This window comes from Listeria grayi DSM 20601 (assembly GCF_000148995.1).
Taxonomy (GTDB): domain Bacteria; phylum Bacillota; class Bacilli; order Lactobacillales; family Listeriaceae; genus Listeria; species Listeria grayi.
The window spans coordinates 107141-132085 of sequence record NZ_GL538352.1 but is presented as its reverse complement, the minus strand read 5'-3'; the positions used below and the strand labels follow the sequence as shown (position 1 = coordinate 132085).

The following is a 24945-nucleotide window of genomic DNA, read 5'->3' as shown; positions in this document are numbered from 1 at the left end:
AGAATGCAAATTTGTCTAAAATGTTACATTTATTCTAATTCAATTCGCAAATCTCCTGGCTTTAATAATTTTCCTTTTACCACAAACGGTTTGACAAGAAGTGTAATTACACATGGCAAGACAACCGAAACAAAAATAAAAGCAGCAAAAGTGCTGAAACTGGAATGCGCGGCTACATATAGCGGAGCAACAAAGGCACACAGCCCTAAACCGGCAACTTCATTGGATGTTTGGATGTGGAATATAAGCACGCCGATCGGTCCAGATATCACAGCTGTTAATAGTGGGACCAACATAACACTTGGCTTACGGATAATGTTTGGTGTCTGTAGCTTTGGCGTACAGATCAATTGCCCGAAAAACGCCCCCCAATTATTGTCTCGAAATCCCAAGATAGCAAAAGCAACATATTGTGCTGAACAGCCGATCAATGCTGCAGCGCTCGCTGTCGGATCCAGTTGTAAAGCGATCGCTAATGCCGCTGATGAAGCTGGGCTAAGGATCAATAATGCAAATACTAATGAAATGACCATAGATGAAATAAGTGGTGAACCTGCTACCATAGAGGTGATCTGACCGCTGATCGTCGTCAAGATCGGTGTCATGATTTTCGCAAACAATAAACCACTGATGCCACCTGTTAAAAGTGAAGCTGCTGGAATCAAGATCATATCAAAGTTGGTTTTCCCACTGACACGCTTGCCGATCCAAATGGCGATTACTGCTGCCAATATCGCGCCAACAGGTTCGCCGCCGCCGATCGTGTAAATTCCTGCATCTGAAATCGTGTATGCTCCTCCACCAATAATCGCCGCAGCACCTGCACTGATGGCAACTAATGTATTGGCGCGCAAGCACATTGCGATTCCGATCCCAAGTCCTGGTATCAACATGGTTTTGCCGATCGCTCCAATCTTCACAAGGAAATCGAAACCAGCGAGCTGACCAATAGTCTGCAGCAACAGTCCCATTCCTAGCGTTACCAGAACTGCATTTGCAATTCCCATTGACGCTTTGTACGAACGGTCGATAAAATAAGCTTTCATACGTCATACCCTTTCTTTATTCAATTTTTACTTTTATATTGTACCTATTTCCTTTCCAAAAAGCGAGCCTTTTTCTGCAAATTTAATCGAACAGTAATACATCGAGATCCTTATTTTATGGTACAATGACTAAAGTTGAGGTGAAAATCGTGTTATCAAAATTCATGTGGGCATGCCGCCTATTTTTAATTACTTATTTTGTTATTATTTACTACTTTGCAGATACATTTTTCTTCGTCTTTTTGAATTTGACACTTGCATATATCCCATTTGAGATCGCTGTGTTTTTAACTGCGAAAAAAAGAGCTGCTTGGCTTTTCTGGCCATTAGCTATCATTTGGCTGGTTTTCTATCCAAATGCGCCTTATATCCTGACAGATATTTTTCACCTGCAACGTTTAGGTGCTTACACAGCTGAAGGGAATCTTTCTCCGGATATGTATATTTGGAAAAATTTCACTTTTCTCGTCATCGGGATCTTTTACGGTCTGTTTGTCGGATTTACCTCCCTATCTTTAATGATCAAAGAATTTATGCGTCGATTGGAATGGCAACGCGTATTTAAGTATCAGATCGTACTGATCTTACTGACACTGCTTTCAAGTTATGGGATTTATATTGGTCGCTTCTTGAGACTCCACACCATTCATTTACTAACAAGACCGCTAGAGTCTTTCTTAGATTTGATTTTCGTTGTTTCTCCTAACTTTATTGCTTTTGTCATTTGTCTGAGCGTCCTTCAATATATCTTATTTTATAGTTTTTCTACCTTTACCCCCTTACTTCAAAAAATCCATGAACCAAAAAATCAAAAACAGCGATGAATGTCATCGCTGTTTTTGATTTTACTTATTTTTTTCTAAAACTTTTATTTCCCCATCCTTTGTTCGTAAATTTATGACAGGTTGCTTTGCATTTTTTGACCATAAAAGATCCGAAGCAATATGGCCATGTGGCGCATGGATCTTTAATCTCGCTTGTTGATACACAGGATTTAGCGTCAACTTTATCAAACCAGACTCACTAGCGATATCCAACATTTTCCCTTTTTGGGACTGAGCGATAATCACATCTCCATTTTTGCTCCTGACAATTTGGCTACCTAAATTATCACGTAAAACACTCTTGCCATTATCTGAAAATGTAGAGTGGTATGTGATGCAACATCCTGTTTCTATTTCTAGTGCTCAAATCAAAGCATTTGAGAAGCATTATAAGGCTAATAACCGAAAAACGCAGCCGCTTCATGGTCGCAAAATCTTGGAACACCATGAATAAAAAAGCCGTGTGCCCTTGTTCTTTTCAGAACGAAGGCACACGGTTTTCTTGTGATCAGATCAATCGATTTTTAATTTACTTCTATCTTGCACAAACCCATTCGGGTAACGACGCTTTAGCTTTTCGATATTTTCGCTTGCGACTTGCTCCATCGGGATATCCGCCCACTTCGCGATCTGTGAGATATACCACAATACATCGCCTAATTCTTTGGTTAAATTTGCTTTGTCTAATGTGTGGCCATGAAAAGCATACTTTTTGATCAATTCGGCTACTTCCCCTGCTTCGCCACTGATTCCTAATCCATAATTCGTAAGGGCCTGCTCATGGATTTGAGCTGTTCGACTTGCTAACATTTGATATTCTTCAAAATTCACTATCATTGCCTCCCTTTTCCACTTTCCACTATAACAAACAAAGGATTCACAAAAAAGCCTTGTTTTTTCTCTTTTTTTCTGCTTGAAATCCTTAATATTTTTCCGGATTTGCTTTATAATAGAGAGGAGCTTAGTGGAAAGGAGCTATCATATGAAATTATTTGGTTGGATCCTCGGCCTGATTGGGATCATTGCTTTCTTTGTTTCCTTCAGCATTACCGGGATCAGCGGATTTATCGTTTGCATCGTTTCCATTATTATATTTATCTTTGGAATCCTGTTTGCTATTCGTTCTAAAAAAAGACGTAGAAGAAGCTATTACTAAAAAAGAAACCACTTGGGAGCATCATGTCTACCAAGCGGTTTTTTATTTTAAGCGTTTTGCTCTAATGCTTCTTCGATTTTAGTTGGCGGAATAAAACCGTTCAAACGAGTTACTTCTTTTCCGCCTCTGTATAATACAAGTGTCGGTGTTTGACGAACATCTTGATCAAAGAAAAAGTTTTCACCGACTTCTTCTAATTTCACTTTCAATACTTTGACTTTCTCAGCCATACTTGAATTTTTGAATTCATTGAAAGACAAGTCCAACATTTTGCAATTTGGGCAATCGTCTTTCCAAAAATCTACATATACAAGTTCTTCACTATTCATATGTGTTTCAAATTCTTCTAATGATTTGATTTCAATACTTGTCATTTGCTTGCACCCCTTAATCTTAAAATATCATCCACCCATGCTTGGATCGTTGCCTCATCCTCGGCTGTGTGTGGCATCTGCTCAATTTTCAGCGTTGGATATTGGCTGTTAAAATATTTCGCCAACCGATCCACAGCTCCGCAATAATAATCCATTCCCCATTGGGTTTCGCCTGTTCCAAAAATAGCAACATGCTCCGGCTTCGTGCCTAGCTCGGCGATGAAATCCTTCATGTCAGCTGGCGTCCTGCCATAATCGACCGTCCATGCCCCCAATACATAGAGATCATACGTTTCCTGGAGCGGATATACCTGCCCCGGTGAAACACGAAATGCGGTCACTTCATGTTGCTTTGCTAACGCTTCTTTGACCCGATCGGCTACCATTTTTGTATTCCCACTCAAAGAATCATACGCTAACAATATTCTCATAGATCGTCAAATCCATTATCCATGTTTGTCTTTTTATAACTTGAATTGCGCATTTCAAAGAAATCAGTTTTTGTTTCGGTAAAGTTATCTGCATAAGCTTTGATCCAAGTCATGGTGTTTTCGCTATGCCCTGGATATAATTCTGGGATTCCCAGCATGCCAAGCATCTTATTGGCACGATATTTGACGTAATCGACCATTTCTTCTACATCGATACCCTCGATACCTTCCATTACTTCTTCCGACCAGATCGTTTCCAATTCGACCGCGTGTCTGAAAGCATCATGTGTATAAGCCACTAATTCATCTGTTTGCAGTTCAGGGTTTTCGCCTAAGATCGCCCGGATCACTTCAGAAATGAATTTCGAATGCGCCAATTCATCACGGTTGATAAAGCTGATGATTTTACCTGTTCCCGTCATTTTATTTTGGCGAACTAAGTTATAGAAATAAGCAAAACCGCTGTAGAAGTTGATTCCTTCCAAAATAGAAGACTGGATCAATGATTTAACTAACGTTTCGCCAGTTTTATGTTCTAAAAAGTCATCATAGGCGTCCATGATCGGCTGATTTCGTTTGATGATCGTTGGATGAGTCCGCGCCAATTCAAAGATCCGATTTTGATTTTGCAAGTTGGTGATCGAAGCTAAAACATAAGAATAGCTTTCATTGTGGATCACTTCTTGTTGCGCGATGATCGCTGCATTCGCATGTACCGCCGGATCCGTCACATATTCCGCAACATTATAGATAAAACGCGTTTGCGGGGAATCAAGTGTCGCAAGTAAACCAATGATCGCATCATACGCATAGCGTTCTTCTTCCGATAACTCCGGATATTGTTTCGCATCGCCCTTCATATCTACTTCATCTGGAATCCAGTAATTGGTAGAAAGTTCTTTATACGCACGATAGAAACTTGGATATGGAATATCGTTCCAATTCAAAATGCCGCTTGTTACGCCATTGATGATTGCTGTGGAACGATTTGGGTTAAGCGGTTCTAAAATCTTGATACGGTGTAGTTCTTCCTTTTGGTCAGCCATTTGGGCACAACCTCCTTCTTTAAATATGTAAGGGAACTGCTACAATCTCTTGCAGCAGTTCGCTTGATGTTTATTTGTGATTGCAGCGGATCAGCTAGAACACCATTCACATTCTTCTACGTCAATATCATTGGAACGGACATAGTAAGTTGTTTTAAGGCCTTCGCGCCATGCTGTCATGTGCAGTTCAAGAAGTTTGCTTGCTTTGATACCACTTGGCACGTACAAGTTAAAGCTCAAAGATTGGTCAACGTGACGTTGACGGCGCGCATTTTGACGAACACTTGCAAACTGATCGACTTTATAAGCACCTTTTTCATAGTACGGATAGGTATTCAAAGATAAATCTGGCGCAATAACTGGACGGCGATAGTCTTTTTTCTCTTCATAGTAAAAAGCGTTATAGATCGGATCGATCGAAGCCGTTGAACCCGCGATCTGTGCCGTACTCATATTTGGTGCAACTGCCATCAAGTAAGCATTACGCATACCGGATGCTGCAACTTTGTCTGCCAATTCTTTCCAAGCTTCTGTGCTGTAGTCGCGGCGTTCAAAGTATTCTCCTGTTTCCCAGTCGCTGCCTTTGAACACTTTATAAGCACCTTTTTCTTGTGCTAATTTATTACTTGCTTGAATCGCAAGATAGTTGATTTTTTCATATAATTCGTCTGCATATTTTTCTGCTTCTTCTGAATCCCAAGCAATGTTTTTCAGGGCAAGTAGATGATGCCAGCCGAATGTGCCAAGACCAATCGAACGATATTTTTTATTTGTGATCGTGGCTTGTGGAACAGGAAGTTCATTCAAGTCGATAACGTTGTCGAGCATTCTTACTTCTACATCGATCAAACGACTAAGTGTGCTTTCATCCTCAGCTAATACCGCACGTCCTAAGTTAATAGAAGAAAGATTACATACGACAAAATCGCCTGCTTTTTTCGTGATGACGATTTGATCGCCGGAAATGATCTCGTGGATAACACGTGTTGCACTCATGTTTTGCATGATTTCCGTACATAGGTTACTGGAATAGATGCGTCCTTCATGCTTATTCGGATTCATGCGGTTGACCTCATCGCGGTAGAACATGAATGGATTACCTGTTTCCAGTTGGCTAAGCATGATGCGTTTTGCGATATCGATCGCTTTGACGATCTTTTTGCTGATCGTTTCGTCGGCAACTAATTCGTCATATTTTTCACGGAAAGTACCTTCGCCTTTTTTCTCATCGTAAAAGTCTTGCAGATACCAGCCTTTTTTATCGTGTACTTCATGTGGATCGAATAGATACCATTCGCCACGGCGTTCTACGGCTTCCATGAATACGTCCGGGATACATACAGCAGTAAATACATCATGTGCACGCAGACGTTGGTCCCCGTTGTTCAAACGAAGATCTAAGAAAGCTTCGATGTCTTTATGGAAAACATCCAAATAAACAGAGATCGCGCCTTTCCGTTGACCAAGCTGATCTACACTAACAGCCGTATTGTTAAGTTGTTTGATCCACGGGATCACGCCGCCGCTCGCACCTTTTACGCCGCGGATCGCTGCACCAGTGGAACGAACGTACCCAAGGTAAGCGCCCACACCGCCACCATGTTTGGAAACACGAGCAACATCCGTATTACTGTCATAGATCCCTTGCAAGCTGTCATCTACAGTATCGATAAAGCAGCTAGAAAGTTGTCCTCCGACTTTCCCCGCATTAGCAAGTGTTGGTGTCGCTACTGTCATATAAAGATTGCTAAGCGCCCAATATGCTTCTTTAACAAGCTCCATTCGTTTTTCTTTTCCTTCATTTTGCATCAAGTACAAGGCGATCGTCAGCCAACGTTCTTGCGGCAATTCGTAAACATTGCGTTCGGAGTCGGTCGCTAAATAACGCGTTGCTAATAGATAAAGACCATTATAAGTAAATAATTTATCTTTTTCAGGATCGATCAGTTTTCCTGCTTCGATCAGTTCTTCTTTGGAATAATTTTTTAGGATGTTGCCGGAATAGATTCCGCGTTCTCCTAAGCTTTCTTGTAGGCCGATGTAAGAACCATATTTATCGTCATCATTATAAAAGCGGTTTTTGCTTGCCTTTTTATATAATTTATTTAAATATAAACGCGCTGCAAAGTGTTCCCATTCAGGAATATGGATATCTGTACGTGCTTCCGCTTCACGGATAAGATAATCTACTAAATCATCTGCTGCATAATCTTCTTTCTTCTCAATAAAGTTGAAGATTTTACGTTTATAGTCCTCAATCTCTAATTTAGGAAATTCCTCATGCACTTTGTTTAAATAACGATCCAGTCTTGCATGATCGAATTCCAATTTTCTGTTACCACCGTCTTTTACAATATACGTTGCCATCTATGCTTCCCATCTCCTTTGCATTTCTGATTGCCGCTGACCACTGGTTGCGGTCGTCAGCCCTGAAATAAAAATTTAATAAAAAATCGTCATTTTCCCCTTGACAAATCTTTATTTATATTCTAGCGTTTTCGCTATTCCATACTATATATAGTATAACTTTTTAATTGTGAAATCAAGATGTTGTGCTTGTGAAGTAATAGAGAATCCTCTTTAAAAGTAGTATTCACAACGTTTTAAGCCTTAGAAAAAAATTTTCGCACTTAAATGTGCGACTTTTAACACGTAGAAGCGAAGATTATTACCTACAACTTATAGTGGCCTTTTCGTGTTCCCTTCCTATATTTAGATTTAAAAAACTATCAAATAATTTCTAATCGTTTATTTTCACAAGCGATTTGGAACTATATTTTTAAGCGATTATTTGGTAAATTAATAGAAGGGAGGGATTTTATGGATTTTACATTATGGCAAAAAATCACTTTTGCGCTTTCTTATAATGAGAGCATTGGGCACAATATTATGCTAACACTTATTTATGCAATTGCAGCTGCGGCTATTTTCATCTTCTTTTTATTATTGATAAAATCACTAACGCATCGTTCTGAGCGACCCAAAACAGCAAGAAAAGGGATAGGTATAGGTTCCGTCATAGGAATGGCGGCGATTTTATTCTGGGGTGTTATTTTTCCAGTCGGCTTATTTTTGATTTTGACTGTGACATTACAATCCGTCAGCAGCGCCAAGGTGATCGGCGACGGTGTATATTTCACCTATAATAAAGAACCGGCTGTAGCCGTACTAACGGATGAATATAAAGCAAATGGGACTGACAGAGGCATCACTTATGGCTCTTCTAAAATTTACGCCACAGCGATACTCCCGAAATCTGGAAAGACGATCTGGAAAGTCAAACTAGACCGTACCACATCGCAAAGCCCTAAAATCTTCCATTCCAAAGATACATATATTTGGTTATTTGATGGTTCTAAATTAACAGCGATCGACAAAAAGACCGGCGCGATCAAACTAACACAGAAAGCGCTGGAGAAAAAAGCGCCTGAATTGGCCGGGAAGTTCCCAACATCATCGGACAACTACACGAGCCGTGGTAACAAGATCATCTTTAAGGGACTCGACGGCGATATCTATCAATTCGATACTGTGACCAAGCGCGGCAAGCACTTAGCTGGGAAAGTAGCAAGTGATTACTTTTCAGATAAGTCCTCACCAATAGAAACAGATCTAACACTTACCAGCCCAATCATCACCATGTCGCCAGCAAAACCAGACTATGCGGTCTTCTTATCGGCCTCCGACATCAAAAAGATCGAATCTGGAGCTACAGATATGAGAATTGCACAAAACACAGAAGAGCGGCGTGATCTATACCTTACGACGTTACACCAAAAAGATAAAATCTCTGTCGCAGATCGACAAAAACTTGATACACCGGGATTCATTAACGGCCACTTTCTGCTACAGCGGGGAAATGAGAAAAATGCCTATCAATTCCAATTACCGCCGGCTTTTCAAAAATACCGCAAAAAGCCTTCGCTACCAGATACCAGCCACTATACAGACGCAGCTGCTTATAACCGCGACTATACAACCGCCTACGACAAGCAATCTGAATATTTAACACAAAAGAGCAACTACGATTCATTTTTCAATCAATTTCGACCAAATAACAAACCACCGAAAGCGCCATTACTCGCAGATGATCAATTATTTATTATCCATGCCAAAACGATCGAAGGAAATAGCGGCTTGCTGATCAGTTCTTTTGATACCAAAAAAAGAACCGTCCACTGGACGGTCCCGCTCGGCAACGTTACGATCAGCGACTATAAGCAGATCGATGACTCTCTGATTTTATTCATAGGTGCAGGAAATCCCGAAAACACCGTTACTATCAATATCCATACTGGCAAAGCAATCGGTTATAATTTCCACTACAACCGCAGCTACGACGTCAAAAAAAATGATGACACTAATTAAGTGCCATCATTTTTTTATTTATCTTTATCAGAAAGATCTTTTTTAGCGTCGCCGACTTTATCTTCTACAGAACCTTTTGCTTTTTGAGCTTTACCTTCTGCTTGCTTGCTTTTATCATTGCTCACCTTACCAAAAGAATCTTTAGCTTCACCAGCGACTTTGTCTTTGAGGCCTTTTGCCTTATCTTTAAATCCTTTATCTTCACTCATCATGTATCTCCTCCTACTATTATTGTTAGATAGTATGAAGATTTCTATCTCCATAGTAGTGTTTTCCACTTGTAGAGAAAATAAAACATTTATTTTGCATAGGCATTTTCAAAGCTTTTTCTAATCGCTTCTGGCGAATTCGGAAAAACAATAATCAGTTTCGCTGGATTGCTAGGCAGATACATCACATTGATGACGTTTCCCGGTTGGACATAGCTCCATGCCTCTTGAGGTACCTCTTTACGGACCGTCACCGTCTCTTCTCGCCCAGCTGTTGTAGTCAACGTCAATTCTATTTCCACAGGGATACGATCCTGCTGCATGCTTCCCAGTGGCACTAAATTATTTACCGTCGCATAACTCTCACTGCCATTCTTCTTGATCTCGACCGATTCAGCAGTAAACAAACCATGCTTGATGCCCCATTCTTCATAAAGGCTCTGCAGCTTCTCAGGATCAATCACTTCACTTGTCAATGCTACACGATCACGATCATCGATTTTGATTGGCAGTGGTGAATTGATACTCAAACTTCCCATATCAGTAAGCGGTATGATCGGCTTGATCGTTGTTTCGAATTCCGTACCATCTTGCTTAATGACAGCAAGTTTGATAGCAACTTGAGGATTATTATTGATATAGGTCCCGGTTTGACGGATTTCCCGCGTAATGCCAAGTCCAAGCTCCCCATTTTTCATCTTCTCTCCCCGCAAGCCGCTCAAGCTGGCAAACACACCTAAGATCGAGCTGATCACTGTAACAGCGATCCCACCATAAAGCAGAATGTTACTAAGACTGTCATTCGTGATCCCTCCATTAATCGTTTCATTCACTTGGATGAATTTCATTATGGATCCACCGATAATCATTAATACCCCGATTACTCTTGCTACTCGTAAAAATATACGCATTGTTTTTCCTCCTTTGCTTTTACTTCAACAGCTGAATCGTTTTTTTATACATTTCTGCTGCTTTTTTATATTGCCGTAGCTCCTCATAACAGATCCCCATCTGTTCGTAAAGTACCAATAACCGTTCTTTTTGAAACTGTTTCTCAAAATATTCGGTGACTTTTAAAAGCAATGGCAGCACTTCTTCGATTTTCTTTTGTTCAAACAACAGCTGACTTTCATAAAAAGACAGCGCTTGAACTTGATCTTCATTTTTCTCCATTTCTTCCAAATGCTTGACTTCTTTTGCTAATGTGGCAAAATCCTGCTGCAAAAGAAATAGATCGCATCTATAGATAGCAAGCAAGGCATAAAGCTGAGCAGGTGTATCGCTGTTTTGCTCCAACCACTCCCGCAAACGCTCCACTTCCTCCAATGCTTTTTTATACTGCTGGATGCGAATGTGCATCACGATCCGGTTATTATAGATCATCATCAAATAATCTTCTTTTCCTGATGAAAGGTATGTTAAATTGCTCTCCGCTTTTGCCAAATAATAAAAGGCTTCTGCTGTTAGACCAATTTGGAACGTGAAGCCGCTATATAAGAGATAAAGTCCAGCTAAATGATGCAACACATTCTCTTGCATCACCCGCTGTTCCGTCGTTTGAAAAACTTTTTTCAGCCTGTCATAAGCCTTGATATGTAACAATACTTCCATTTCGATTTTTTGCAGCGTAAGCCAGATCTCTAGTTCGTCTTCTTGAAGCAGTGACAAAATTTTCATAACGTATTTGTCCGCTTCTTCAAACTGGTGGAGCGAACGGTACGTTTGGACTTTATAATAATAAAAAGCTTTCTGCAGCGGCACCGGCAAGCTCTCGATCCTACCATCTTCAAAATAACGAATATAAAAGTTCAAATAATCCTCGTGCAACTTTTGATAGCCTGCTTGATCATTTTGCGATTGATAATAACAAGCATTTGCTAATTGGATCGTGAGTTCGAGTACTAGCGCGTTCGCTTTTCCCTCCCGCGGTAGATAATCGCCGGTAATCACTTGATTGATATACTGATTGGCTGTCTGTAAGATTTGATGAGAGCTGTCCGATGTCTGCAAAAGGTACTCTGCTGCCACGTCCAATCTCTTTCCAAACTCACCAGCAAGATCATCCGCCAATAAATAACGTTCAGCCAGGAGGTTAGATAAATGTGGCAATGTCAAAAGACCGTCCGCCAATTGCTTGCGATTGATCCCTTTCTTTTCCATCAAATACTGAAACCGTGCTTTTAACATGTTTCCGCCTCCTTTCCTTTAGTGTTTGGCTTACCACTTAATTTTAGCATATCCTTTGCACAAAAAAAGAGATTTCAGCAGATGCAATAGTTTTTCTATCAACTATAGCTCGTTTGAAATCCCCACCATAAATTTTGTTTATTTTGCTAATCCCGGCAAAACTTTAACTGGTTTTCTAGTTTCCATTTGCTTGAAAATATGGATTAGTTTCCTTCTCATAACCAATCGTCGTACTGTCACGATGTCCAGGATACACCTCAAATGAATCCGGCAATGTAAATAAATGTTTTTTGATTCCAGCAATCAGCGTTTCATGATCCCCTGTATAAAGATCACTTCTACCCACACTGCCTTTAAAAAGCGCATCTCCAGAAATGACAAAATCAGCAAAAATATAGCTGACACTCCCAATCGAATGACCCGGTGTCGGCACAACTCTGAAACGGAAACCCTCTATATCATATTCCTTCATTTCTAATTCGTATTCAGCCGGTTCACAGATCACAGGATGATTCGCATAGGCCGAAAAAGCAGCGGATCCGTTAAATTCAGGATTAGACAACCATTCTTGTTCTAATGGACTGACATATACGGGAATCTCGTATGTATTTCTTACTTCCTCTAGCGCTCCGATGTGATCAAAATGACAATGCGTAAGTAAAATTGCCACTGGTTCTACAGCAAGCTCCTTGATTTTCGCAATGATCAATTCTGCCTCCGCGCCCGGATCTACAATGAGCGCTTTCTTATCTTGATGGATGATATAGCAATTCTCCTCAATCAATCCAGTCACGATTCTATCTACAATCATATTTACACGCACCTTTCTGCTTCTTATTATAGCGAATTTCCAAATGATTAAACAATTAGTTTGTTTTCACTCTCCAATTATATTAAAATATGAAAAGGAATAAGGAGGAATGAAAAATGACTGCAAAAATGCTACATACGTGTATTCGCGTAAAAGACTTAGACAAATCGATGGATTTTTACGAAAATGCATTAGGACTGAAAGAAACGAGACGAAAAGACTTCCCAGACGCAAAATTCACACTCGTTTACCTTGCTTTTGAAGAAGGCGGCTTTGAATTAGAGCTGACCTACAACTACGACCAAGAAGAAGCATATGAAATTGGAAACGGATATGGTCACATGGCGATCGGCGTCCCAGATCTAAAAGCGATCCATAAAGAACACGAAGAAGCCGGCTATACCGTTACCCCGCTAAAAGGCTTGCCAGGCAACGAACCAAACTACTATTTTATTACCGATCCAGACGGCTATAAAACAGAAGTTATCCAAAATAAATAAAAAAACATTGAAAAAAGCTGCATCCATAAGGATACAGCTTTTTTCAGCGCAATCAAAAGGAGAAATTTCACAAACAAATAAAGGGGGTATTTGAATGTGATTCATTTCACGCTAATAATATACCATATTTATTTGTGTAATTCAACACTTCACAAAGATTTTTTTGATTTCTTTTTTTGAGGTGTACTCGTTAAGTAATATCCGTTGGCAATACAACTGTTTTATGAAAAAATATAATTTGTGATACAATTCTCTAACTGCTTCTCCCCGCCCATAGTTCTGTAATATTCTAACATTATATTTGGCGAATACAGAAATATGTTCCCAAAAAAGAGAGCCCCTAAAGCAGGTGCTCTCTTTTTATTATTTTTTTGAAATCATTATTTATTCACAAGCGTTTCTAATTCCGTTAATCGTTTCTCAAAAACTACTAGCGCATCATCGACTGGTTTTGAAGTCGTCATATCTACACCCGCTTTTTTAAGCACATCGATTGGAAAATCAGAATTACCAGCCTTCAGATAAGCAATATAATCATCCACAGCTGATTGTCCTTCGTCTAAGATTTTTTGACTTAAAGCAGAAGCTGCCGAAAAACCTGTCGCATATTGGAAAACGTAATAATTCATATAGAAATGAGGAATTCTTGACCATTCATAGCCAATTTCCTTATCATAATGCATTACTTCTGTTCCGTAAAATTTCTTATTGATGTCCGCATATGTTTCTGTAAGGTAATCGGCAGTGAGCGCTTCCCCGCCTTGATCAGCTTGATGGATCTTATGCTCGAATTCAGCAAATTGTGATTGGCGGAAAACAGTTCCTTTAAAACCATCTAGATAATGATTCAACAAATACGCACGAATCTTCGGATCATCGTATTTCTTCAATAGATAATCTGTTAGCAAGTTTTCATTTGTTGTAGAGGCTACTTCTGCTAAGAAAATCGAATAATCTCCGTAGATAAACGGCTGATTATTACGTGTATAGTAGCTATGCACACTATGCCCTAATTCGTGAGCCAACGTAAAGACATTGTCAATATTGTCTTGCCAGTTCAGCAAAATGTAAGGACTTGTGCTGTATGCACCAGAAGAGTAGGCACCGCTTCGTTTCCCTTTATTTTCTGTGACATCGATCCATCTGCTGTCGAATGCTTCTTTTAAGATTGCTTGATATTCCTCGCCAAGCGGTTTTAATCCTTCCAGCACAACCTCTTTCGCTTCTTCATACGTAAAGTTCAAATCGACATCATTCGATAATGGTGTATAAAGATCATACATCCGCAGGTCTTCAATTCCTAACAACTGTTGACGCAGTTTTACGTAGCGATGAAGCAGTGGCAAATTATTATTGACAGATTCTAATAACGAGTCATATACTTCTTCAGGAATATGGTTCCCAGACAAAGCTGCTTCCCGGGCAGATTTATATCCGCGGACACGAGCGTAGAAATTCGATTTCTTTACTTGTCCGGATAATGTAGACGCTAGGGTATTTTTCAAGCCTTCATAAACTTGATAAACGCCTTTAAATGCGGCTTCACGAACAGAACGATCTTTGCTTTCCAATAATTTACCATAACGACCATGTGTGATCTCCACTGATTCGCCATCTTCATTTTTGATTGTTGGGAACTTGATGTCAGCATTGTTGAGTGTATTAAAGGTATCCGAAGAACTCCCAAGAACTTCCCCTGCACTTGCTAAAAGTGCTTCTTCTTTTTCACTCAAAATATAGGGACGGCTGATTGAAAGTTCGTCCAATAAATGTTCGTATAAGCGCAAATCAGCATTTTCTTCCAAAAAGCCTGCTAATTTTGCTTCATCAATCGAGAGAATCTCCGGATCAAAATAAGATACCGCAGCCATCAGTTGAGAAATCAGACTCCCAGCTCTGCTATGTAGACTTTGGTATGTCGGATTTGCTGTATCTTGGTCCATTTTCAAATGGGCATATACATATAGATTACTAGCCTTATCAAACAACGTATCGCGGAAACGAAGCGCCGCTAGTAAGGTTTCGCTACTCTCCCCCAGTTTACCCTGATATTGGCCACTTTCTGTCACTAACTGCTGGATCTCTTTAAAAGCAGATTCCCACTCTTCATCTGACTTATAAATGGTAGTCAGATCCCACGTCAAATGCTCTGGGACCTCTTGTCTTAATGGTAATGTCTGTTCACTCATGAAAAAACCTCCAAACGCGTTATAGTAGTAGTCCAACGACTCTTATTTTATTATGAAGTAAAAATGCGAATAATGCAAAAATGCAGACCTTCACTTAATAAGAAAATGAACGCAAGACATGGTAGCTTTCTTTCTCAGCGTTTTGGATATATTTTTTACGTGTCAAATAGTTCAGATAAGCAGTGCCGAGATCGAGGTAAGCATCTTCTTGGATCATTGGCAAGCGAATCGGATGCACGATCTGTTTGAATGCGTGCAAGTATGCTTTCATAGTAAATGTGTCACCTTCCCGCAGAGATTGAAAAAAAGTATGCCAGAGAAAAAACTGCCATTCTAATGCCGGTTCCTGAACCAATGCTTGGCAATGCGTGATAATGCCGATATAGGAGGGAAGATTTTGAAGACAGTAGCCGTTTTGATAGAGAAACTGCATGAACGGACGGCGATTATCAAAGCGTGTATACATATAGATACGTTTTTGGCGAACAGCTTCTATTTCTTCATCAGCATAAAAAGCCGGTTGCCGAATCCTGCGCAGACAGCTGAAAATATCTGTCAAAGCTATTCCCTTTGAAAAGATGAGCTGCCGGTAGCGAAACTTTGTTTGCTTAAATGTACTTGCCAGATGATAAAAAATCTGCCACTCCTCGCTATGCGGGTCAAAACGAAATAAAAACAGACCGAGCCGCGGATGGTATCGTAAAAAGTTTTTTCCGAACGCAGTCAAATAAAGGTATGTCTTATTCCGTTCTAATGGTTTGCCGTACAGCCAATAAACCTTTAGCTTCTGGCTCTGATAATCTGTTGTTCGTTGTAGAAAGTCTCTTGTCGAAATGGAGGAACATTGATATTCAAAAACGATATTCTTATTTATAAGCAAATCGGCTTGGCGATTGATATTGGGAAGATAAACTTCCAGCTCAGTAGAGCACCCTTGCAGACGAAAGTATGTCGCAAGTCTGTATTTACCTTCTCGATGCAGCAGAGATTCGCCAGAAAGGATGCATGAATTCGCATGGGCAGGATGTGCAAAGTGAGGCAGTTTCGTTTTACCAACTTTGATAAGTAACTTGCTTTGACAACTTGGACAGTAAAGAATTTTCTTTTCCTGTTTTAAACGAGCCGCATTCCCTGTGGTGATCCAAGTAACTGTACCGGATTCGTCTAAAGCTGAAAACATATCTCCTCCTCCTTTTACTTTCTTATTCGCCAGCTGCACGTCAATTCCTTAAGGAAAGGCAAAAAAATAAAAATAGCCCGAAATGATCTTATTCGATCACTTCGAGCTACTTTTTAGAAATATTTTCTTACTTCAGCGAGTGCATTTTTGGTAAAAATCGGTTTTGCATACTCTTCCAAGAAATAGCCGGTTAAATCAGACTCATTCCCATATTCAAGCAAGATGCTTACCGTATTATCGATATTGCTTTCATTGAATTTATTTTCTGGGAATTCAGCATGCAGATAGTACTTGTCGTTATGATGATAGAGTTTAGCTTGTAGTTCCTTTAAGCCTGTCGCATGCGACATCGTGATCACATCTTCAAAGTCGCGAAACTCAAGTACCAATTCTAACGTATCGGCATCATCTGCTGCTTCTTTGCGATTTGGATTGAAGTTTTCCTCGAGTAATTTTTCGATTTTTTCCTCTGCCAATTCATCATCATTCGATAAAGTAATATCAATCGTTCCATCATTTTTGCCAATTGTAGCTTTCGTTACCAGTACCTCTAAACCATGTTTTAAGGCTTGGACTTGAATCCACAATGGACCTTCTGGAGTAAATTCTTCTTCATATTTCAATTCTTCCATCATATCCCAGAAAAGCTCTTCGCTTTTCTCACGGTCATACCAGAAATCTTCTTGTTTGAAACCGCGTTCCTCTAAATCGATGTAAGAGATATAGAATTTGATCGTATTCTCATTGATTCTTTCAATTTCCATCGTTATTCGCTCCCTTCCCTATTGGTTGTTGACAACGAAGGGTAATACATTTCATGCCCCACTTTTCTATTAGTGGAACTATATAGTAGCGCATCTTTTAAAAAAACACAATACATATGCTTTTTATAAAAAAATTGCCGGACTTTTCCGTGCGGAACCATCCAGCAATTTGTTTTATTAATTAACCATTTTTTGAGCTTCGCGTAATTGATAGGTACGTACTTTTCTAGGTAAGAATCGGCGAATCTCATCTTCGTTATAGCCTACTTGGAGACGTTTTTCATCAATGATGATCGGTCTACGAAGCAAACCAGGATTTTTTTGAATTAGCTCAAACAGTTGTTGTAAAGGCAAACTGTCCAAATCAACATTCAATTTTTGGAATGTCTTCGAACGTGTGGAAATAATTTCGTCTGTACCATCTTCCGTCATCCGAAGAATTTCTTTAATTTCATCCAAATTAAGTGGTTCGGAAAAAATATTTCTTTCTTTATATGGAATTTCATGTTCTTCTAACCATGCACGTGCTTTTCGGCAAGATGTGCAGCTAGGTGAAGTGTATAACGTTACCATTAGACATTCACACTCCTTATCAGGTTATTGTCTCATCTATTAATTAATGACAGGATTTGCAGCTCACTATTTGGAAAGAATAGTTTATATCCTTTATTATACACCATTTTTGTGAAATTCTATAGATGTAATTTGAAATTTCTTTCAAATAATAGGTTGTAACGCCGATCATTAGTTAATTTATACCCCTAGTATACATGACTTAAACAAAAATCCAATGAAAAATGGAACTTTTATATTAAATTTTAATGAGAATATTATCATTTATTTCTAATAAAACATCACCTGCTGTTTCCGGCAGGTGATGCAACGATTCTTATTGATTTTTATATTGTTCTGCTTCTGCTTCTGAACAGAAAACAAAATGTCCGGGACGGATCTCGCGCATCTTGATTTCTTCGCCGTCTTTATAGTTATGGATGCTTGGGTCGTAGCTTTGACGTTTACGAGTACGTTCGTAGTTAGGGTCAGGAAGCGGGATCGCAGATAAAAGCGACTTTGTATATGGGTGGAACGGATGGGTATATAGATCATTAGCTGGTGCTAACTCCACTAATTTACCAAAATACATAACACCGATACGGTCACTGATATATTTGACCATCGATAGATCATGGGCAATAAACAGGTACGTAAGTCCTTTTTCTTTTTGTAGTTCGCGCAGTAAGTTAACTACTTGCGCTTGGATGGAAACATCGAGTGCAGAGATTGGTTCATCGGCAATGATAAATTCTGGCTGTACAGCTAGCGCACGGGCGATACCGATACGTTGACGTTGACCACCAGAGAATTCATGCGGATAACGTCCAGCATGCTCTTTGCTCAGTCCAACTGTTTCCAATAATTCATATACTTGCTGCGTCAATTCTGCATCAGATTTGGCAAGTTCGTGAATACGAATCCCTTCACCGATGATGTCTTTTACTTTCATCCGCGGATTAAGAGAAGCATATGGATCTTGGAAGATCATTTGCATTTTTCTGCGGAAGCTATGCATTTCTTTGCGTGATTTATGCGCATGCACATTTTCGCCATTATAGATCACTTTTCCGCCTGTTGCTTCATAAAGACGGATGATCGTGCGGCCAGTCGTCGATTTACCACAACCAGATTCTCCTACAAGACCAAGTGTTTCACCTTTATAAATATCAAACGAGATGTCATCAACGGCGCGAACTTCATTTGCAGTTCCTTGGTTGAAGTATTGTTTCAGATTTTGGATCTCAACTAATTTTTCTCTTGTTTCACTCATGTACTTCTACCCCTTTCGCATGCACTGCTTGCATATCAGGATGAAGTTTTGCGAAGTCTTCTTGGCGGCGCAGAACAGCATCTGGAGGAGTAACCTCTGGTGCGTCCGGATGTAGCAGCCAAGTCGCTGCAAAATGAGTGTCAGACACTTTGAATAGTGGTGGCTCTTCTTCTAAGTCGATTTGCATCGCATATTGGTTACGTGGTGCAAACGCATCTCCTTTTGGAGGATTAAGCAAGTCAGGCGGTGTACCTGGAATAACATATAGTTCTTCTTCTTCACTATCAAGTGTCGGCATAGAGCTAATCAATCCCCATGTATATGGATGTTGCGGATTGTAGAAAATCTCATCAACAGTTCCGATCTCAACGATCTTACCACCATACATAACAGCAACGCGGTCAGCAACATTCGCGACAACGCCAAGGTCATGGGTAATGAAAATGATCGACGTATCGATTTTCTTTTGCAGATCCTTCATCAAATCAAGGATCTGAGCTTGCATGGTTACATCAAGTGCGGTCGTCGGTTCATCCGCAATTAGGATCTGCGGATTACATGCTAGCGAGATCGCGATAACAACACGTTGTCTCATCCCACCGGAAAATTGGTGCGGATATTGCTTGATACGTTCTTCTGCTTTCGGAATACCAACTAATTGAAGTAAGCGTAATGCCGTTTTCTTGGCTTCAGCTTTGCTTATTTTTTGGTGCTTGATAAGTGGCTCAGAAATTTGTTTACCAATGGTCATCGTTGGATTCAGCGATGTCATTGGATCTTGGAAGATCATCGAAATTTCTTTACCGCGGATTTTTTGCATTTGTTTTTCTGAAGCTTTGGCAATATCTTTTCCATCGAATAAGATCTGCCCAGCTTTTATTTTTGAATTACTTTCAGGGAGCAGCCGCATCAGTGATTTTGTTGTAACTGATTTACCAGAACCTGATTCCCCTACAATTGCTAATGTTTCTCCTTTATAAAGGTCAAAGCTGACACCACGAATTGCTTGCACTTCACCAGCGTAAGTGTGGAAGGAAATGTGAAGGTCTTTGACTTCTAAAATTTTCTCCATTTAGCTTCGCCTCCCTTAATCTCTCATTTTCGGATCAAATGCGTCACGAAGACCATCTGCAATCAAGTTAAATGTAATCATGATCAGACATAGAACGATTGACGGGTACAGAATTAGATATGGTAATACTTGAAGCGATTTATACCCATCATTGATCAATGTACCTAACGATGCTTGCGGTGCAGATAATCCTAAACCGATGATCCCTAGAAATGCTTCGAAAAAGATAGCACTTGGAATACTGAACATGACGTTAATGATGATAACACCGATCGTATTTGGTAATAAATGTTTTGTTAAAATTTTAGGTGTCGATTCACCCAATGTTTTCGATGCTAATACGAATTCTTGGTCTTTCAGTTTCAAAACTTGTCCCCGAACGACCCGAGCCATGGTGACCCAACTTGTCATTGCAATCGCAATGATGATGGAAGTGATACCTGGATCTAAAACTAAGAGCATCAAGATAACGACAACTAAGTTTGGAATCGCAGAAATAATCTCTAGCACACGTTGCATGAAATCATCTACTCTTCCGCCGACATATCCGGAAATCAAGCCGTATGCGACCCCAATAATCAAATCACAGAGTGCGGCCACGACACCGATAAGCAAGGAAATACGCGTTCCTGCCCAAATACGTGCAAACTGGTCACGTCCAAGTGTATCGGATCCTAACCAATAATACGTATTTTTTTCGATATGTTTTGTTTTGTATACATTCACGTCTTCCCCACCAATGTCTTGATGACCATTTAAGAATGGTAGGTTATCAAAACCTTGTACCTTTGGTGGCAAACTTGCATGTGGTGCATTTACTTTATTAACTGGATAAGGACGAATCATCGGACCGATGATCGCCATAATAACGATGATCACTAAAATGACCAAGGAAACGATGGCAGCCTTATTTTTACGAATACGAATCCAAGAATCCTGTAGGAAATTAAGACTCGGTCGTGAAATTTTTTCAGCAACTGCATGGTCAACGTGGGCTGGTTGAAATTTTTCTTTTGGTATATTGTGTTCTACCATTTATTTTTTCCCTCCCGAAATACGGATTCTAGGATCAATTAGACCATACAAGATATCTACTACTAAAATAATCAAAATCAGCATTGCTGCGAATAAAATTGTTGTCCCCATGATAACAGGATAGTCATTCGTTTGGATAGAAGAAACGAATTGGCTACCGATTCCTGGGATACCATAGATATTTTCGATAACAAGTGAACCTGTCATCAAGCTTACTGCTAGTGGTCCAATTACCGTAATTAGTGGAATCAATGCATTACGGATCGCATGTTTGATCGCGATCTCAGAACGACTATTCCCTTTCGCTTTCGCAAGCAGGATATAATCCGAAGAAAATACATCGATCAATTCGGTACGCATGAAACGAGCCGCTGTTGCAAGCGGGAACATCGCAAGTGCGAATGCTGGTAAGACCGTATAAGAGAATGACCCCCACCCAGCAACGGGCAGCCATTGTAATTTAGCGCCGATCCAATACTGTAAGACAGTAGCAAATACGAAGGAAGGAACAGATTTACCAATTATCGCAATGAAAGTACTCGTATAATCAGGCCATTTATTTTGGTACATCGCGGCAATAACCCCGAGAATGATCCCAAAAAGTAATCCAAAAACAATAGCTTCTAAAGCTAATAAGACAGATGGTCCGATCAAAGCACCTAAGACTTCCGATACTGGTCTGTTATCAAGTTGGAAAGAAATACCTAGATCGCCTTTCAATAATCCCCCCATATAGTGAAGATATTGAACAGGTACTGAATCATTCAGTCCGTATTTTTCATTCATGATGTGGATTTGTTGATCAGAAAGTTTTTCTTGATTACGATACGGTGTTCCAGGTAAAAATTTCATTAAGAAGAATGTGACCGAAGTAATAATGAAGAGAGTGATCAGCATGTAAAGAATTCGCTTTAACGTATATTTTAACATCTATCTATACACCTCCCGGTAGTAGTTATTTTATAAAAGAACTAATCTTATTTTATGCTCGCAGGCTACTACGCAAGTCTATCATAAAAGCAGGACCAGTTTTATTTTCGATGTTCAGATAGCTAACAGTCGATTCCAATTTTTATATACAAAAAACATTGTACCACATATTAAATATCATCAAAAGGAGAGAGCATATCGGAATATACTCTCTCTCCTCCATCAAACAAAATTCTTATAAGCAGTTTTATTTAGAAATATAAGTTTCTTTGTATGTGTAATCAGGTCCGAATGGATTCTTTTGTAAGTTTTTGATGTAATCTTTTTGTAGGTAAGCATTAGCACGTTGATATAAAGGTGCAATCGCTACGTCGTCAGTTAATAGAACTTTTTCAGCTTTAACCATTAAGTCCCAACGTTTGCTTGCATCGCCAGCATATTTGTTGTCAGCATCTTTGATCAACTTGTCGTATTTAGAATCGGAATAATCCATTCTGTTTTGCGAACCGCCACTTACAAATAGATCTAAGAAAGTAGATGGATCTTGATAGTCAGGTCCCCAACCACTCATAGAGATATCATAATTTTGTTTTTGGTCATCTTGCAAACGAACTTTGAATGGAACGTTTCTTAGTTTAACAGTAAGACCTTTCAAGTTGCTTTCCAATTGGTCTTGGATAAACTCAGAAGATTTTTTCGCATTCTCAGTATCATCACTTGTGAATTCAAGCGAAAGGTTTTTAGTTCCTAGTTCTTTCAAACCAGCATCCCAAGCTTTTTTAGCTTCTTTCGCGTTGTATTCTAAGTGTTTACCAGATTGTTTCGTGAAGTCTTCTTTTGTTTTTGGATCAAAAGCAAATTTAGTAGGTACTAAGTTGTTTGCTGGGATACTACCATTTTGTAGTACTGTGTCAGCATAAGATTGTTTATTAAGTGAAAGCGCGATTGCTTTACGGATGTTTTTGTTAGCAAGCGGTGTTGATTTGCCATCACGTTTTTGGTTGAATTTGATGTAGAAAGTAGATGAATCTTGAACAGTTGTGTAATCTTTATCGTTTTTGTTTTGAGCTGCATAGTCTGCGCTTAAAACTGTACGATCGATTTTGCCTGTTTTATACAAGTTAACGCCAGTATTAGCATCTTGAACAACTTGTACATTGATTTGTTTCAATTTAACTTTGTCTTTATCCCAGTACTTATCGTTTTTCACGTAAGTCCATTTTTTATTTGTACCAGTCCAGTCTTTCAATACGAAAGGACCGTTTGCTAACAAGTTATCGCTGCTTGAAGCGTATTTGTCGCCTTTTTCTTTAACGAATTTTTCGTTAAGTGGGAAGAATGTTGGGAAAGCTAGTAAAGAGTTGATGTAAGAAGATGGTTTTGCAAGTGTGATTTCTAGAGTCTTATCATCTACTGCTTTAATACCCAATTCAGCAGGTTTTTTCTTACCTGCTACGATCTCATCGCCATTTTTGATAGCTGAGAATAGGTAAGAATATGTTGCAGCTGTTTTAGGATCAACAGCACGTTGCCAAGCAAATACATAATCTTTTGCAGTTACTGGATCTCCGTTAGACCATTTTTCGTCGCGAAGTTTAAAAGTAAGGACTTTTTTGTCAGAGCTTACTTTAGGTTCTTCTGCAGCACCAGCAATGGCAGGAACACCATCTTTATCTAATGCATACAAACCTTCGTTTGTTTGGTTAAGTACGTTCAGACCAACTTGGTCATCTGATTTTGTGCTGTCAGCAGATGGAATAAGTGCTGATTCTGACAAGTTTAGAACTTGTTCTCCAGATGCGTTACCTGAGCCTTTCGAACCGGAGCTGGAATCTTTGCCGCCTCCGCATGCTACTAAGACTAAGCTTAGTAAAAGTGTAAATCCAAGTGTTAAAAATAATTTAGATTTTTTCACTTAGTGAACCTCCCTTTTGTATTTTTCCGAAAAATTAATTCGTTTACTATTATACTCTAAGAATTAAATTTTTGTAAATTAAATTTACAAGTAAATTAAAAAAGTGTGAAAAGATACAATTTATTATAATATTTCCAAAAAACTGAAATATTAAGAAAACTTTGATCGCACAGAAATGGCTTCCATGCGCTTTATCTGTTTTCACACTATTCTAATTAAATTTTCTGAAAAAGAGAAACACATTGTCGCTATATTTCAGAAATCAAATTCATTTCATTAGAATAAAATGGCAACTACCTTAAAAATAAAGGTTATTTATATTTATATACTTTTTTTCCAGTGTTGTCTATATCATTTTACAAAAAAAATACGATATTTTTTTAGAAAACTCTGTAATCGTTGATATTACCTCACTTTTTTAAATAAAATTATTTTACTTATTTTTTCGGCGAAGCTGTGCTAAAATTTGATTGAGGTGACTTTTGTGGTAAAACGGATCTTATTATATACAGGAATACAGGAAATAATTATTTTTCTATTGATCATATGGAAAGAAACTGCACTTTCATTCAGGGCTTATAGCAATATTGCTTTTCTGGTAGGGTTCGCTTTATTTCTTATTACACTTCTCGTCTATATCATGCAGACTGGCTTTTTCGACCGGGTACACCACAGTTTCCGTGGGATGCTCCGAAAAGTGCGTGGTGAGGATGAAGACGATCGCTATGCTTCCATGATGCTTTCAGAGCTTGTCTCGCTACGATTTGCTAATTTGATGATCAGTGCTGCGATCGTGACGCTTAGCAGCTTTATTACGGCGCTTCTGTAAGTTGACAGTGCAATCAGCTGTTGGTAAAATAGAATTGAAAATATATATGGATGCGTTGACGAAGAGTAGTACGTCTGATGTTGGTTTTCAAGAGAGTTTGCGGTCGCTGTGAGCAAATAACCGATCAGATCGAATGGACTTCTAAGGACTGTTTGTGAACTAGTAGTAGCAAATGGCGGTACAGGGCCGTTATCCCTAAGATAGTTTTACGGAACTATCTGCTAAGTGGCCGTTTGGCACTTAGGGTGGCACCG

General features: G+C 39.3%; 26 protein-coding genes and 1 other annotated feature (1 of these 27 running past the window's edge). Of the genes, 6 read left to right on the top strand and 20 right to left on the bottom strand.

What is annotated here, in order from left to right; translation table 11 throughout:
* Positions 1-29: 29 nt before the first annotated feature.
* Complete coding sequence (locus HMPREF0556_RS00715) at positions 30-1046, bottom strand: PTS sugar transporter subunit IIC (RefSeq protein ID WP_003754532.1); 1017 nt, start codon at positions 1044-1046, stop codon at positions 30-32.
* A 125-nt stretch (positions 1047-1171) separates the two neighbouring features.
* Here HMPREF0556_RS00715 and HMPREF0556_RS00710 point away from each other — a divergent pair, with 125 nt between their 5' ends.
* The gene (locus HMPREF0556_RS00710) at positions 1172-1870 is read left to right on the top strand and encodes a DUF1361 domain-containing protein (RefSeq protein ID WP_003754529.1); all 699 of its coding nucleotides are present in this window, start codon (positions 1172-1174) and stop codon (positions 1868-1870) included.
* 21 nt (positions 1871-1891) lie between these two features.
* Here HMPREF0556_RS00710 and HMPREF0556_RS00705 read toward each other — a convergent pair whose 3' ends face one another.
* Positions 1892-2116 (bottom strand): hypothetical protein, encoded by a 225-nt coding sequence (locus HMPREF0556_RS00705; protein WP_003754527.1) that lies wholly within the window; start codon positions 2114-2116, stop codon positions 1892-1894.
* A gap of 10 nt (positions 2117-2126) precedes the next feature.
* Here HMPREF0556_RS00705 and HMPREF0556_RS13100 point away from each other — a divergent pair, with 10 nt between their 5' ends.
* Positions 2127-2324: a carbonic anhydrase family protein gene (locus tag HMPREF0556_RS13100; RefSeq protein ID WP_315969246.1), complete on the top strand. Its 198-nt coding sequence runs from the start codon at positions 2127-2129 to the stop codon at positions 2322-2324.
* A gap of 59 nt (positions 2325-2383) precedes the next feature.
* Here the strand turns inward: HMPREF0556_RS13100 and HMPREF0556_RS00700 are convergent, their stop codons facing one another.
* Positions 2384-2701, bottom strand: a complete 318-nt coding sequence (locus HMPREF0556_RS00700) for a nucleoside triphosphate pyrophosphohydrolase family protein (RefSeq protein WP_040486357.1) — start codon at positions 2699-2701, stop codon at positions 2384-2386.
* 151 nt (positions 2702-2852) lie between these two features.
* On the opposite strand from HMPREF0556_RS00700, the gene HMPREF0556_RS13350 reads away from it, so the two are divergent.
* Positions 2853-3026 (top strand): hypothetical protein, encoded by a 174-nt coding sequence (locus tag HMPREF0556_RS13350; RefSeq protein WP_003754518.1) that lies wholly within the window; start codon positions 2853-2855, stop codon positions 3024-3026.
* A gap of 47 nt (positions 3027-3073) precedes the next feature.
* Here HMPREF0556_RS13350 and HMPREF0556_RS00695 read toward each other — a convergent pair whose 3' ends face one another.
* From HMPREF0556_RS00695 to HMPREF0556_RS00680, 4 genes are all read right to left on the bottom strand, one after another.
* Positions 3074-3400, bottom strand: a complete 327-nt coding sequence (locus tag HMPREF0556_RS00695) for a thioredoxin family protein (protein ID WP_003754517.1) — start codon at positions 3398-3400, stop codon at positions 3074-3076.
* The gene (locus tag HMPREF0556_RS00690) at positions 3397-3831 is read right to left on the bottom strand and encodes a flavodoxin (protein WP_003754515.1); all 435 of its coding nucleotides are present in this window, start codon (positions 3829-3831) and stop codon (positions 3397-3399) included. The genes HMPREF0556_RS00695 and HMPREF0556_RS00690 overlap by 4 nt, the downstream gene beginning before the upstream one ends.
* Entirely contained in the window at positions 3828-4877 is a 1050-nt protein-coding gene (locus tag HMPREF0556_RS00685; protein WP_003754513.1) for a ribonucleotide-diphosphate reductase subunit beta, read from the bottom strand. Before HMPREF0556_RS00685 ends, HMPREF0556_RS00690 begins: the two co-directional genes overlap by 4 nt.
* 90 nt (positions 4878-4967) lie before the next feature.
* Positions 4968-7244, bottom strand: coding sequence for a ribonucleoside-diphosphate reductase subunit alpha (locus tag HMPREF0556_RS00680; protein ID WP_003754511.1), 2277 nt, complete (start codon positions 7242-7244; stop codon positions 4968-4970).
* Between the two features lie 453 nt (positions 7245-7697).
* Here HMPREF0556_RS00680 and HMPREF0556_RS00675 point away from each other — a divergent pair, with 453 nt between their 5' ends.
* Entirely contained in the window at positions 7698-9245 is a 1548-nt protein-coding gene (locus HMPREF0556_RS00675; protein WP_003754509.1) for a PA2928 family protein, read from the top strand.
* Between the two features lie 14 nt (positions 9246-9259).
* Here HMPREF0556_RS00675 and HMPREF0556_RS00670 read toward each other — a convergent pair whose 3' ends face one another.
* The 4 genes from HMPREF0556_RS00670 to HMPREF0556_RS00655 form a co-directional block, all read right to left on the bottom strand.
* The gene (locus HMPREF0556_RS00670; RefSeq protein ID WP_036104890.1) at positions 9260-9454 is read right to left on the bottom strand and encodes a CsbD family protein; all 195 of its coding nucleotides are present in this window, start codon (positions 9452-9454) and stop codon (positions 9260-9262) included.
* Between the two features lie 89 nt (positions 9455-9543).
* Complete coding sequence (locus tag HMPREF0556_RS00665) at positions 9544-10365, bottom strand: hypothetical protein (RefSeq protein ID WP_003754506.1); 822 nt, start codon at positions 10363-10365, stop codon at positions 9544-9546.
* Between the two features lie 19 nt (positions 10366-10384).
* On the bottom strand, positions 10385-11641 hold the full coding sequence (locus HMPREF0556_RS00660; protein WP_003754505.1) for a hypothetical protein: 1257 nt from the start codon (positions 11639-11641) through the stop codon (positions 10385-10387).
* Between the two features lie 175 nt (positions 11642-11816).
* Positions 11817-12452: an MBL fold metallo-hydrolase gene (locus HMPREF0556_RS00655; protein ID WP_003754504.1), complete on the bottom strand. Its 636-nt coding sequence runs from the start codon at positions 12450-12452 to the stop codon at positions 11817-11819.
* A gap of 116 nt (positions 12453-12568) precedes the next feature.
* Between HMPREF0556_RS00655 and gloA the strand changes: the two genes are divergently transcribed.
* On the top strand, positions 12569-12952 hold the full coding sequence (gene gloA, locus HMPREF0556_RS00650; protein ID WP_003754503.1) for a lactoylglutathione lyase: 384 nt from the start codon (positions 12569-12571) through the stop codon (positions 12950-12952).
* A 380-nt stretch (positions 12953-13332) separates the two neighbouring features.
* On the opposite strand, the gene pepF is transcribed toward gloA, so the two are convergent.
* From pepF to HMPREF0556_RS00605, 9 genes are all read right to left on the bottom strand, one after another.
* Complete coding sequence (gene pepF / locus HMPREF0556_RS00645) at positions 13333-15141, bottom strand: oligoendopeptidase F (protein WP_003754502.1); 1809 nt, start codon at positions 15139-15141, stop codon at positions 13333-13335.
* Positions 15142-15235: 94 nt separating this feature from the next.
* Entirely contained in the window at positions 15236-16321 is a 1086-nt protein-coding gene (locus tag HMPREF0556_RS00640) for a competence protein CoiA family protein (protein ID WP_040486356.1), read from the bottom strand.
* 113 nt (positions 16322-16434) lie between these two features.
* The gene (gene mecA, locus HMPREF0556_RS00635; protein ID WP_003754499.1) at positions 16435-17085 is read right to left on the bottom strand and encodes an adaptor protein MecA; all 651 of its coding nucleotides are present in this window, start codon (positions 17083-17085) and stop codon (positions 16435-16437) included.
* Positions 17086-17262: 177 nt separating this feature from the next.
* Complete coding sequence (spxA, locus tag HMPREF0556_RS00630; RefSeq protein WP_003754497.1) at positions 17263-17658, bottom strand: transcriptional regulator SpxA; 396 nt, start codon at positions 17656-17658, stop codon at positions 17263-17265.
* Positions 17659-17974: 316 nt separating this feature from the next.
* The gene (locus HMPREF0556_RS00625) at positions 17975-18910 is read right to left on the bottom strand and encodes an ABC transporter ATP-binding protein (RefSeq protein ID WP_003754496.1); all 936 of its coding nucleotides are present in this window, start codon (positions 18908-18910) and stop codon (positions 17975-17977) included.
* A complete protein-coding gene (locus HMPREF0556_RS00620) occupies positions 18903-19982 on the bottom strand; it encodes an ABC transporter ATP-binding protein (protein WP_003754494.1) in 1080 nt (359 codons plus the stop codon). Before HMPREF0556_RS00620 ends, HMPREF0556_RS00625 begins: the two co-directional genes overlap by 8 nt.
* Positions 19983-19997: 15 nt before the next feature.
* On the bottom strand, positions 19998-21017 hold the full coding sequence (gene opp3C, locus HMPREF0556_RS00615) for an oligopeptide ABC transporter permease (protein ID WP_003754480.1): 1020 nt from the start codon (positions 21015-21017) through the stop codon (positions 19998-20000).
* Positions 21018-21947, bottom strand: a complete 930-nt coding sequence (opp3b, locus tag HMPREF0556_RS00610) for an oligopeptide ABC transporter permease (RefSeq protein WP_003754479.1) — start codon at positions 21945-21947, stop codon at positions 21018-21020.
* Between the two features lie 247 nt (positions 21948-22194).
* A complete protein-coding gene (locus HMPREF0556_RS00605) occupies positions 22195-23862 on the bottom strand; it encodes a peptide ABC transporter substrate-binding protein (RefSeq protein WP_003754478.1) in 1668 nt (555 codons plus the stop codon).
* A gap of 484 nt (positions 23863-24346) precedes the next feature.
* Between HMPREF0556_RS00605 and HMPREF0556_RS00600 the strand changes: the two genes are divergently transcribed.
* Positions 24347-24691 (top strand): DUF3899 domain-containing protein, encoded by a 345-nt coding sequence (locus tag HMPREF0556_RS00600; RefSeq protein WP_036104864.1) that lies wholly within the window; start codon positions 24347-24349, stop codon positions 24689-24691.
* A 46-nt stretch (positions 24692-24737) separates the two neighbouring features.
* Positions 24738-24945, top strand: a binding site (T-box leader); it runs 23 nt beyond the window's last position.